This window comes from Sphaerisporangium sp. NPDC088356 (assembly GCF_040685555.1).
Taxonomy (GTDB): Bacteria; Actinomycetota; Actinomycetes; order Streptosporangiales; family Streptosporangiaceae; genus Sphaerisporangium.
Genome location: NZ_JBFBIK010000168.1, coordinates 1 through 11618, shown reverse-complemented (window position 1 = coordinate 11618; position 11618 = coordinate 1). Strand labels below are relative to the sequence as shown.

General features: G+C 69.7%; 11 protein-coding genes. 6 read left to right on the top strand and 5 right to left on the bottom strand.

Translation table 11 applies throughout. The annotated features are described in order from the left end of the window. Nucleotides 1-208: 208 nt before the first annotated feature. Together AB0O34_RS34185 and AB0O34_RS34180 are read right to left on the bottom strand one after the other, a co-directional pair. On the bottom strand, nt 209-640 hold the full coding sequence (locus AB0O34_RS34185; protein WP_363922672.1) for a hypothetical protein: 432 nt from the start codon (nt 638-640) through the stop codon (nt 209-211). A gap of 12 nt (nt 641-652) precedes the next feature. Continuing rightward, nucleotides 653-2119, bottom strand: a complete 1467-nt coding sequence (locus tag AB0O34_RS34180; RefSeq protein WP_363922670.1) for a phosphodiester glycosidase family protein — start codon at nt 2117-2119, stop codon at nt 653-655. Nucleotides 2120-2508: 389 nt separating this feature from the next. Between AB0O34_RS34180 and AB0O34_RS34175 the strand changes: the two genes are divergently transcribed. Further along, entirely contained in the window at nt 2509-2661 is a 153-nt protein-coding gene (locus AB0O34_RS34175) for a hypothetical protein (protein ID WP_363922668.1), read from the top strand. 66 nt (nt 2662-2727) lie between these two features. Here the strand turns inward: AB0O34_RS34175 and AB0O34_RS34170 are convergent, their stop codons facing one another. The 3 genes from AB0O34_RS34170 to AB0O34_RS34160 form a co-directional block, all read right to left on the bottom strand. Continuing rightward, a complete protein-coding gene (locus AB0O34_RS34170) occupies nt 2728-3840 on the bottom strand; it encodes a P1 family peptidase (RefSeq protein ID WP_363922666.1) in 1113 nt (370 codons plus the stop codon). Further along, on the bottom strand, nt 3837-5447 hold the full coding sequence (locus AB0O34_RS34165) for a PucR family transcriptional regulator ligand-binding domain-containing protein (RefSeq protein ID WP_363922664.1): 1611 nt from the start codon (nt 5445-5447) through the stop codon (nt 3837-3839). The genes AB0O34_RS34170 and AB0O34_RS34165 overlap by 4 nt, the downstream gene beginning before the upstream one ends. 100 nt (nt 5448-5547) lie before the next feature. Further along, on the bottom strand, nt 5548-6276 hold the full coding sequence (locus tag AB0O34_RS34160; RefSeq protein WP_363922662.1) for a TetR/AcrR family transcriptional regulator: 729 nt from the start codon (nt 6274-6276) through the stop codon (nt 5548-5550). Nucleotides 6277-6350: 74 nt separating this feature from the next. Here AB0O34_RS34160 and AB0O34_RS34155 point away from each other — a divergent pair, with 74 nt between their 5' ends. The 5 genes from AB0O34_RS34155 (at nt 6351) to AB0O34_RS34135 (ending at nt 11457) form a co-directional block, all read left to right on the top strand. Then, entirely contained in the window at nt 6351-7304 is a 954-nt protein-coding gene (locus AB0O34_RS34155; protein ID WP_363922660.1) for an MFS transporter, read from the top strand. 8 nt (nt 7305-7312) lie between these two features. Next, a complete protein-coding gene (locus AB0O34_RS34150; RefSeq protein WP_363922658.1) occupies nt 7313-7516 on the top strand; it encodes a hypothetical protein in 204 nt (67 codons plus the stop codon). A gap of 192 nt (nt 7517-7708) precedes the next feature. After that, nucleotides 7709-9007, top strand: coding sequence for an aspartate aminotransferase family protein (locus AB0O34_RS34145; RefSeq protein ID WP_363922656.1), 1299 nt, complete (start codon nt 7709-7711; stop codon nt 9005-9007). Then, nucleotides 9004-10512, top strand: coding sequence for a CoA-acylating methylmalonate-semialdehyde dehydrogenase (locus tag AB0O34_RS34140; protein WP_363922655.1), 1509 nt, complete (start codon nt 9004-9006; stop codon nt 10510-10512). The genes AB0O34_RS34145 and AB0O34_RS34140 overlap by 4 nt, the downstream gene beginning before the upstream one ends. Before the next feature lie 765 nt (nt 10513-11277). Then, a complete protein-coding gene (locus AB0O34_RS34135) occupies nt 11278-11457 on the top strand; it encodes a hypothetical protein (RefSeq protein WP_363922653.1) in 180 nt (59 codons plus the stop codon). The last annotated feature ends 161 nt before the right edge of the window (nt 11458-11618 follow it).

The following is an 11618-nucleotide window of genomic DNA, read 5'->3' as shown; positions in this document are numbered from 1 at the left end:
TGGTACTGCACCGGGGACGGTGTGGGAGAGTAGGACACCGCCGGACAAATATTTGGTATAAGCAGGGAAGCCATCCACTTTGTGGGTGGCTTTCCTGCGTTTACGGGCATTTCCGCTACTCCTCAGCGGGTCTCTGTTCCGGGGATCTCTGCCGACATGGCAGCAGGGAGATCGAAGCCCTCATTCGCGGGGGTTCGTCCGCGATTCGTCACGGAGGGGTCAGGGAGATGATCCTGCGGAACTTGCCGCCGGCCGACTGCTCGGGGGGCTCCTTTGCGTGTTCGAGGGTGACGTGGTCGGCCTTGGTGACTGGGAGCAGCGCGGGGTCGTCGAGCCCTTCCGGCAGCTCCCGGTAAAACTCGCGGAAGTACGGCGACCGGGCGCGGGCATAGGCCACGATCTCGGCCGAACGGGCGCGTTGCCGCTCCGCGATCGCCGCGGGGCCCGGCCGCAGAGCGCGGCGTGCGTCGCGGGCGCGTTGCCGCGCGCTTTCCGTCCCACGCCGCGCGGCCTCCCACGGCTCGTCCTGCGACCGGCCGGGCTCGACGCTCGCGAGACTCGCCTGCTGGACGGCGCCGACCGGGGATCCGGTCGGCGCCGTAGCGGTGATGGGACTCAACCGCTCGGGGAACGCCTTCATCAGCCGCCGGGGTCAGGGGAGGATCAGGAGGGCGTCGCCTACGCCGCGTTCGGTGCCGTCGGAGGGGTGGTTCACTACCTTGCCCTTGACGACCATGGCGCTCGACCCGCCGCCGTCGAGGTTGATGGCCTGGCGGGCACCGAGCCAGAGCATCAGCTGCGCGGCCTCCACCATGGAGGCTCCCACGGTGACGCCCGGCTTGCGGCCGTCGACGGTGGCGAGGATGAGCTTGCCGGACTTGGTGACGCCCGCCATCGTGCGAGGGTGCCGCCGAAGGATCATGTTGATGTTCGCCTGCCCGTCGGCCTTCGCGGTGATGTGCTCGCGGCCGTCGCGGACCAGGCCGACCCCGCCGCCGATGATGCTGGTCTCCGGGGTGAGGGGGATGCCCTTGCCGGTGCGCATGTCCGTGACCTTGGTGGTGACCTTCAGGTTCCACTTCTCCCAGGCGTGCGCCCAGATCCAGTCGGACATGATGCCGGTGCCGTGCAGCACGCGGGTGCCACGCGCCACCTTGCCACCCGCGGGGCGGAGGCTCAGTACCTCGCCCTTGTCGTCCAGGACGGCCTCGGCTCCCTCGTCGGAGGGGGTCTTCTCCCCGAACTCCTCGGTGTAGAGCACCAGCTCGTCCGGCTGGGCCGCGCGGTTGACGCCGCTGATGGACGTCCTCTCCCCGTCGGCCGAAGTGGCCGTGACCGTCGTCTTCACCTCGGTGATACGCGCGGTGCGGCCCTTGAGGATCAGGGCGCTGCGGCCGTCGGTCGCCTCGCTGAGCAGGCGGCCGTCGACCACGGAGACGCCCACGGGCTCGCCCCGGAGGTTCTTGTCGGTGTGGATGTTGAAGAATCCGCCGTTGACCGCGGCGACCGCGCCTGCCTTCTTGGCCATGGAGGAGGGGGTCTCGCGCTTGGCGACGCTGGCTCCGATGCTGGAGTGGTAGGACCCGCTGAAGGCGCGGGGGTCGACGGTCAGCACCCGCATGTCCCACGGTCCGGTGGTCTGCAGCCCGTCGTCCCCGAGGAAGTCCACTTTCGCCGAGATATCTGCCTCTTTGAGCTTCTTAACTACCTTTTCGGCCTCATCGCGCTCTTTCAGCGTCCAAAGCCCGATACGTACCGTGTAGCTGACTCCCTCGGGAAAGTCGGCGACGCCGGGGCGAGTGAACTGCTGGATGCTCGCCTCGAACCCCGCGCTGAGGGCGGCTTCCGCCGCCGCTTCCGCGGAGGCCTGGGAGCCGTAGTCCTTGCCCTTCATGAGCACCGACACCGTGTATCCATCGGTCGGGGTTCCGTGGATCACCGTGAACAGGTCGATCCCGGACGCGACCGCTTTCTGCTTCTGGGTGGCGGCGCCCGGCTGCCCGAGCGGGAAGTTCGCCGACGGCAGCCCCGATTGAACCGACTCGGCGATCGCCGGCGCGGGGGCGGTGGCCGCGAGGAAGGAAAGCGCGGCAAGACCGGCGATGAGGCGACGTGGCATCAAGGGCTCCCGTGGGTGATCTAGTCCTTGATGCACCATGGTCTTGCCAACGACACGCCAAGCACCGGTAAACACGCCAACGTCTACGAGAATGTAACCGGCCGTCTTTCCGGATCCGGAAACGGGCGCGCGCGACGCGAATCCGCCCAGCTCGCGGTATCACGCGGCCGGCCACCGTGCCTCTCGCGGCCTCTCGCGAGCGCTTGCCGGCCCGGGGTCCGAACACCGGACGCGAGGTGTCCGTAAGGGACCACGTAAATCGGGTCAATACCCTGGTCATTATGGGTGAGCCGTCGGTGACGGACTGCGGATGCGCGCAACGCGGCGTTACGGTTCGCTAGGCCGCGATCACCGAGCGAGCGGCACACCTTTCTCGAGAGGCACCCGTCATGGGGCTCAACGTTCTGTTTCCGATAATCCTGGCCAGCATGATCCTTGGCATCATCATCGGAGTGATCATGGCGCGCCCGCGCCGATGGGACGCGTACGTCTGCGTCGACGACTCGGTCCACGCGGACGACGGCCGCGACGGCCACACCTGACCTTCGCGCGCGCCACCGGCCCGATGACCGTGGCACCGGCCCCCATGAAACGGACCGCCTGCCGCGCTACCGGATGAGCCCGGCCAGGCGCTTCCCGTCGAGGCCGTGGACGGTGACGCCGTCGGCGCCCGTCATGGTCTCCCCGGCGACCAGGGCGTTGACGATCGCCTCCTCGGTCGCCTCGATCACGGCGTAGAAGAGCGGATCGATGTGGTCGTCCGCGAGCACGGTCACGCCGAACGTGCGCGGCGGGTGGGCGTCGAGCGTGTTCGCAGGGAGATTGCGGTTGGCGGTGGAGAAGCACAGGAAGCCGTCCCCGCTGGAGTTCTCGCCCGCGCCGCCCGTACGCGCGACGCCCAGCCCGGCCCGCTGGGCGAGCCTGCGGCACTGGTGGGGGAGCAGCGGCGCGTCGGTGGCGACGATGCCGATGATCGACCCGGCACACTCGAACTTCGGCGGGGTGGGCCTCGGCACGTCGTCGAGGCCTCGGCCGACGGGGACGCCGTTGACGGTCAGGCGCTCCCGCGACCCGTGGTTGGCCTGGACGAGCACGCCCACGGAGTAGCCGCCGTCATCCTCGCCGAGAACGCGGGAGGCGGTGCCGATGCCGCCCTTGAAGCCGTGGCAGATCATGCCGGTGCCGCCGCCGACGCCGCCCTCGGCCACCGGGCCCGTCGTCGCCGCGCGGTAGGCGGCCTTGACGTGCTCGGCCTTGACGTGCTGGCCGTCGATGTCGTTCAGCGTGCCGTCCCAGGTCTCGCCGACCACCGGCAGGGACCACGCCTGGCGGCCCCTGCCGAGGGAGGCCACCTCGATCTCCACGATCGTGTCGCGCACCACTCCCACCGAAGCGGTGTTCGTGAGCCCGATCGGCGAGCCGAGCATGCCGAACTCGTCGAGGAAGGCCATGCCGGTGATCTCGCCGTTGCCGTTCAGCCAGTGGTAGCCCGCGTACACCGGCTCGTCGAACGCCGACCCGCCGTGCGGCAGCACCATGGTGACGCCTGTGCGCACCGGGCCCTCGCCCACGACCCGAGCGCCGTCGCCGCGTACGAGGGTGGTGTGGCCGACCCTGACCCCCGCGACGTCGGTGATCGCGTTGTACGGCCCGGGGGTGCCGGTGCCTATCACGATGCCGTGGTCGCGTGCCCGCATGGGCGCGATGTCGCCGGGGCTCAACGGATCTCCCTTCGGAACGACTCCAGGGCCAGGAGGGCGACGTGGAGTGACAGGCAGGACTCGACGTCGTCGAGGTCGGTGTCGAGGATGCGCTCCAGGCGGCGGAGCCGGTCGTAGAAGGCCGGCCGTGACAGGTGGGCGCGCTGGGCGGCGACCGCCTTGTTGCGCCCCGCGTCCAGATAGGTGCGCAGGATGCCGGTCAGGTCGCCGCCCCGGTGGGCGTCGTGGGCGAGCAGCGGGCCCAGCTCGCGCTCGGCGAAGGTCTGCAGCCTGGCGTCGTCCCGCAGGAGGTGGAGCAGGCCGCGGAGCCGCAGGTCGGGCAGCCGGTAGAACGGGCGCCGGTCGGGCTGGCGGGCGGCGGCCTCGGCGACCTGCTCGGCTTCGAGGAAGCTGCGGCGTACGTCCCTGATGGACTCGACCACGGACCCGGCCGCGATGACGAAGGGCGTTGCGAAGGCCGTACGCAGCCGCTCGGCGAGCGTGGTGAGCGCGCCCTCGGCGAGCGTGCGGGCAGGCAGGGGGAGCAGCACCCCGACGCGGGTCTGGTCGAGGGCGCCGACGAGGGCGGGCAGCTTGGCCTCGCGGCAGGCGGCGGCGGTGGCCTCCGCCAGCTCGCCGAGCTGGGCCTGGAGGTTGAGCGCCGTCTCGCTCGGGTCGGTGAGGCGGAGCACGACGCTGATGAGCTTGCGGCCGGTGAGCGGGACCCCGACCGCCCGTGCGCGGGCCGCCGCCTCCTCCGGGTCGGCGTACGCGTGGGTCAGGATGCCGGTGATGATCGTGCCGTGGGCCTGGCGTTCCAGGCTCTCCTGGTGGCGCTCCAGCAGCCGGCCAAGGGCGAGCGTCGTGGCGGCGCGCTCGGCGAGGACGATGTCGCGTGGTCCGGGCGCCGACTCGCAGATGAGGATCAGCCGCCCCCAGTCATGGCCGCGCGCGCCGACCATGGTGACGAGCCAGCCGGACGAGGGGTCGTAGGCGGTGCGGTCGCGAGGGGCGACCGCCCGCGACCGCGCCTCCCAGTTGGCGAGCAGGATGCCGGTGTCGCGCCCGGTGGACTCGCAGGCGAGCACCTGATGGGCGAGGTTCTCCAGGATCGCCGGGCGGGCCGAAAGGCGGGAGACCTGGGTCAGCACCTGGGCCGGGGACGCGCCCTCGACCGACAGCTCGGTGAACACCTCGTGGAGGTGCTCGGAGGCGCGGAGCTCCTCCAGCTGGATGTCGATGATGCGGGCGTGTACCGACTCGGTGATCTGCACGAAGGGCGTCTCCCTGGCCAGCGTGACGAGGGGCAGGCCGTGGGTCTCCGCCGACTCGACCACGGCGCGCGGCAGCTCGCGGATGAACCTGCGGCCCAGCTCGACGATCAGGCCGGACGCGCCGACGGCGGCCAGGTCGGCGATGTAGTCGGCCAGTTTGTCGGGCTCGTCCGGGAGCGCGACGCCGGTGGTGAGGATGAGCTCGCCGCCGCGGAGCAGGTGGGCGATGTCGCTGACCTCGCCGACGTGCACCCAGCGCACGCGCGTGTCCAGCCGGTCGGCACCCGCGACCACGCGCGGGTTGCCTCGGCGGACGGCGTCCAGTGCGAGGACGTCGGCCAGGGTCGGTAGCATATGTCCGAGCCTAGCCGATCACCATGTAAGACCGACCGCTCACTACCTGACACAATGTCGGACTCCGGATGGCGTCGTCCGGCGACGCGCGGGATGCCGTTCAGGACTGGCGAAGGCGGGCCTCCAGGCCGTCCAGCACGGCGATCAGGCCGAAATCGAAACACACATGCCTGGCACTGTTGATGTCGATCTTCTCGAAGTCCTGGTAGCGGGCCAGCAGCGCGGGGTAGTCGGCGGCGGCGACCTCCATCTGGGGCCGCATCGCCTTCATCCACTCCTCGGCGTCCGCGCTCGACCGGCCGACGGTGTTCAGCCAGCTGACCTCCGGGATGGTGGCGCCGAGGGTGTAGGAGATCATGGCGGACGCGGCGTAGTCGAGGGTCATGCCGGTGAAGCCGGCGAGCTCGAAGGCGTTCGTCAGCGTCGCGCTGACGGCCATGGCGTTCGGCCCGAGGCTCGGCATGGTTCCGATGAGCGCGACCGACCAGGGGTGTTCGAGGATCGCGTTGCGCAAGCCGTAGGCGAACGCCGCGGCCGAGTCGCGCCAGCCGGCGACGGCGGGGTCGGGGACGCGCGCCTGGGCGTAGACCTCGTCGAGCACGAGCTCGAGGAGCTCTTCCTTGTTGGCGACGTACCAGTAGATGCTGGTGGCCCCGGAGCCGAGCCTGGCCCCGAGCTTGCGCATGCTGAGGGCTTCCATGCCTTCGGTGTCGAGGAGCTCCATCGCCGCCCGGACGATCTGGCCGCGGCTCAGCGACGGCTGCTCCCGAGGGGGCTTGGCGGGTGCTTCGCGAGCCCAGACCGAGGTGAACCGCGTCTTGCTCGGCAAGGGGTGACTCTCCTTCGTCTTCCTCAAGGATAATCCACTCGCACGGTGTACGAGCTTTATCGTACGCTGTGCGAATGAGGTCGAACGCTGTACGAGAAGAGCACGGGGACACGCCGGAGACGAACCCCCGGCGCTGGTGGATCCTCGGCGTGCTGTGCCTGAGCCTGCTGGTGCTCGTCGTGGACAACACGGTGCTGAACCTCGCGATCCCCTCGCTCATCCGCGACCTGGGCGCGAGCCCGGCGGACATCCAGTGGATCATCGACGCCTACATCCTGGTCTTCGCCGGCCTGCTGCTGACCGCGGGAAGCCTGTCCGATCGGTACGGCCGGCGCCGCTTCCTGATCATCGGGCTCCTCATGTTCGGCGGGGCCTCGGTGGTGGCGATGCTGGCCCAGGAGCCGTGGCAGCTGATCGGCGCACGCGCGCTCATGGGCGTGGGCGGGGCGTTCCTGATGCCGAGCACCCTGTCGATCCTGATCACGGTCTTCGACGACTCGGAACGCCGCAAGGCCTTCGCCGCCTGGAGCGCGGTGGCCATGGTGGGAGTGATCGCCGGGCCGACCTTGGGCGGATTCCTGCTGGAGCACTACTGGTGGGGTTCGGTGTTCCTGCTGAACGTGCCCATCGCCGCCGTCGCCATCCTCGCCGCCGTCCTGCTGATGCCCGAGTCCCGCGCGCCTGCCCGTCCCACAGACCCCCTCGGCGCGCTGCTGTCCACGGTGGGGATGACCGCGCTGGTCTACATGGTCATCGACGCGCCCCGCGAGGGCTGGACCTCGACCCGCGCGCTGGTGGCGATCGCCGTGGCCGTGGTGGCGCTCGGGAGCTTCGTGCTCTGGGAGCGGCGGACCGACCACCCGATGCTGCCGCTCTCACTGTTCCGCGACCGGAACTTCAGCGGTTCGTCGTTCTCCATCGTGCTGATGTCGTTCGGCACCGGGGCCCTGCTGCTGATGCTCACCCAGTACCTCCAGTTCGTGCTGGCGTACGGGCCGATGAAGGCGGGCCTCGCGCTGCTGCCGTAGCCCCGGCCATGGCGAGGGACTCGATCGGCGCCGCGCTGCGGCTGAAGGACCCGGGGCTCGCACGGACGGCCAGGGAGGCGTTCGTCGCGGCGATGTCGTTCGGCTCCTGGGTCGGCGTCGCGTTCGCCGTCGCCTCCGCCGCGCTCGCCTTCACGGTCCTGCGCCCTCGTACGGTTCCCGCGCCCGAGCCGGAGCGCGAACCCGTCGCCTGAGCGAAAGCGGAACTCAGGCGCCCGCGGGCGGCACGCCGTACGCCGCTCGCGGGCGCTGTGATATGTCCGGACATCACGTCCAGCTGACTTCAGGACGTTAAAAGCTTGAGGGTGGCAGCATGTAAGGTGAATTCGCAGTACGCCGACACCTTGGAGGTGGGAGCGATGCCGATAAATCGACATAATCGGACTATGTCGGACCTTCTTCCGCGCCACCGTGCGGTCATGCCCAACTGGTTGTCCCTCTATTACGACGAGCCGATCGAGATCGTACGGGGGAAGGGCAACCGCGTCGTCGACGCCGAGGGGCGCACCTACCTCGACTTCTTCGCCGGCATCCTCACCAACATGATCGGGTACGACGTGCCCGAGGTCCGTGAGGCGGTCGAGCGCCAGCTCGCCACCGGGGTCGTGCACACCAGCACCGTCTACCTGCTGCGCGCGCAGGTCGAGCTGGCCGAGAAGATCGCCCGGCTGTCGGGCATCCAGGACGCGAAGGTCTTCTTCACCAACTCCGGCACCGAGGCCAACGAGACGGCCCTGCTGCTCGCGACGTACGCCCGCAAGTCCGACCAGGTGCTCGCCATGCGGCAGAGCTACCACGGCAGGAGCTTCGGCGCGCTGTCGGTCACGAGCAACCGCGGCTGGAAGAACAACTCGCTGTCGCCGCTCAACGTGCACTTCCTGCACGGCGCCGACCGGCACCTCCCGCAGTTCAGCGGGCTGTCCGACGCCGACTACATCAAGGTCTGCGTCGAGGACCTGCGCCACGTGCTCGCCACCGCGGTGTCCAACGACGTCGCCGCGCTGATCGCCGAGCCGATCCAGGGCGTCGGCGGCTTCACCATGGCCCCCGACGGGTTGTTCGGCGCGTACAAGGAGGTCCTCGACGAGGAGGGCATCCTGTTCATCTCCGACGAGGTGCAGACCGGGTGGGGCCGCACCGGCTCGGCGTTCTTCGGCATCCAGAACCATGGGATGACGCCGGACATGATGACCTTCGCCAAGGGCCTCGGCAACGGGTTCGCGGTCGGGGGCGTGGTGGCCCGCGGCGACCTGATGGACGCCCCGCACGCCATCGGCCTCGCCACCTTCGGCGGCAACCCGATCTCCATGGCCGCCGCCAACGCGACCCTCGACTACGTGCTCGACCACGACCTCCAGGCGCGTGCCGCCGTCACCGGCGCGATCCTCATCGACGGCCTGCGCGAGGCGCGGGTCCGGCTGCCGATCCTGGGCGACGTCCGGGGCAAGGGCCTCATGTTCGCCATTGAGCTGGTCGACCCCGCCACCGGCGCCCCCGCGCCCGCGCTGGCCGCCCGGTTCATGGAGGAGACCAAGAAGCTCGGGCTGCTGGCCGGCAAGGGCGGGCTCTACGGCAACGCGCTCCGCATGGCCCCCCCGCTGACGCTCACCGACGACGAGGCGCGCGAGGGCCTGGGCATCATCCTCACGGCACTTCAGACCATCAACGAGGAGAACACGAAGTGAAGCGGGTCACGCACTGGATCGGCGGCGCGGAGGCGGAGGGGAGTTCGGGCCGGCAGGCGGAGATCTTCAACCCGGCCACCGGTGAGGTCGCCGGCCACGTCGACCTGGCCGGTCCGAAGGACGTCGACGCGGCGGTGGCCGCCGCCACGGCCGCGTTCCCCGGGTGGCGCGACGCCTCGCTGGTGAAGCGGGCTCAGGTGCTGTTCCGGTTCCGCGAGCTCATGTACGGCCACCGCGACGAGTTGGCCGCGCTGATCAGCGCCGAGCACGGCAAGGTGCACTCCGACGCGCTGGGCGAGGTGGCGCGGGGGCTGGAGGTCGTGGAGTTCGCCTGCGGCATTCCCCACCTCCTCAAGGGCGGCTTCTCGGAGAACGTCTCGACGAACGTCGACTCGTTCTCGATCAGGCAGCCGCTGGGGGTGGTCGCGGGGATCACGCCGTTCAACTTCCCGGCCATGGTGCCGATGTGGATGTATCCCGTCGCGATCGCCTGCGGCAACACTTTCGTTCTGAAGCCCTCCGAGCGCGATCCGTCGGCATCGCTGCTGATGGCGTCGCTGTGGAAGCAGGCCGGGCTGCCCGACGGCGTGTTCAACGTCGTCCAGGGCGACAAGGTCGCCGTCGACCGGTTGCTGGAGCACCCCGGCGTGCGCGCGGTCTCCTTCGTCGGCTCCACGCCGATCGCCCGGTACGTGTACGAGACGGGCACCCGGCACGGCAAGCGGGTGCAGGCGCTCGGCGGCGCGAAGAACCACATGCTCGTGCTGCCCGATGCCGATCTCGACCTGGTGGCCGACGCCGCGGTGAACGCGGGCTTCGGCTCGGCGGGCGAGCGGTGCATGGCGATCTCGGTCGTGCTGGCGGTCGACCCGGTCGGTGACGAGTTGGTGGACAAGATCGTCCAGCGCGTGAGCACGCTCACCATCGGCCCGGGTGACGACCCCGAGTCCCAGATGGGCCCGCTGGTCACGCGGGTGCACCGCGACAAGGTGGCCTCCTACCTCGACACCGCGCTCGCGGAGGGCGCCAAGCTGGTCGTGGACGGGCGCGAGACCCCGGTGAAGGGCGGCACGACCGCCGCCGACACCGCGGGGTTCTGGCTCGGGCCCACGGTGATCGACCAGGTCACGCCGGGTTCGGCCGTTCATCGCGACGAGATCTTCGGCCCGGTGCTCTCGGTGGTCAGGGTCTCCTCCTACGAGGAGGGCCTGCGCATCATCAACGATGTGGAGTACGGCAACGGCACCGCCATCTTCACCAACGACGGGGGCGCCGCCCGACGCTTTCAGAACGAGGTGGAGGTCGGCATGGTGGGCATAAACGTGCCGATTCCCGTGCCCATGGCCTTTTACAGCTTCGGCGGCTGGAAATCTTCGCTGTTCGGTGACACACACGTCCACGGCACCGAGGGCGTTCATTTCTACACACGCGGCAAGGTGGTCACCTCGCGCTGGCTCGACCCGAGCCACGGCGGCGTGAACCTCGGATTCCCCACCAACAAGTAGCCCGCCCACCCCGATCTGGAGCGACCCCGTCCGAGAGCCCGTTCTCGGACGGGGTCGTTCGCGTGTCGATGGCCCGCTTCCGCGCCCGTACGTCCTGAGCCGCCGCCGCGCCTCCCCCCGGCTCTGTGTCCGGCGAGTCGGCAACCGATTTATCCGATTAATTGTGGTGAATGTCTTCAGCTGTATTGATAATGGTTTATCGGCCATCATTTTTGGGGCGCCTGGCAAAGAACTCCACGACGCCGGGCAGGCATGATGATTAGATGGGGAAAAGGTCTGTCCAGACCTCCCCGGCCTGTCAAAGAGTTTCTTCGTGGCGTGACTTCAGCAGAGGCCGGGGGAGAGAATGAAGAGTGGCTACTTTTATGAAACGGACTCTGGCGGGCAGCGTGCTCGCGGGTGCCGTTCTCGTTTACTCTCCTGCTCCGGCAGGTGCTGAGGCAAGAACTGCCTGGCCGGGCGACCGGGCAGTTACCGATAACGCGATGGGCGGCGCGACTTCTGGAACGCCGACTAATGTACTTAATTTCACCCCAAGGCAATCAAAGGCGCTCGATTACTGTACGCCGATCTTGTGCCCGATTCCGCCGGGCACGACCATTCAATCCGTTGCCTGGCCCCAATCTGTCCCAGTCGCGCCCAACACCATCCCGCTGTGCAGATTCTTCGGCCTGCCGCAATCGCTCTGCAAGGTCCCGCCGGCGCCCGCGGGCCCGCCCGGTCCGGCAGGTCCTGCGGGACCGGCGGGTCCTCCCGGGGTCGACGGTGCTCCCGGCCCGGCGGGCCCGGCGGGTCCCGCTGGTCCGCAGGGTCTCCCCGGAGTCGACGGTGCTCCCGGCCCGGCAGGTCCGGCAGGCCCCCCGGGTCCGCAGGGGCTTCCTGGCGTCGATGGCGCTCCCGGTGCTCCGGGCGTCGACGGTGCTCCCGGTCCGGCAGGTCCGGTAGGTCCCGCAGGCGCGGTTGGTCCGGTTGGCCTGCAGGGCCCGCCCGGGATCGACGGTGCTCCCGGCCCCATGGGCCCGCAGGGTCCGCCCGGAGTCGACGGCGCTCCGGGCGCTCCTGGCGCTCCGGGGATCGATGGCGCTCCTGGTCCGGCCGGCCCGCAG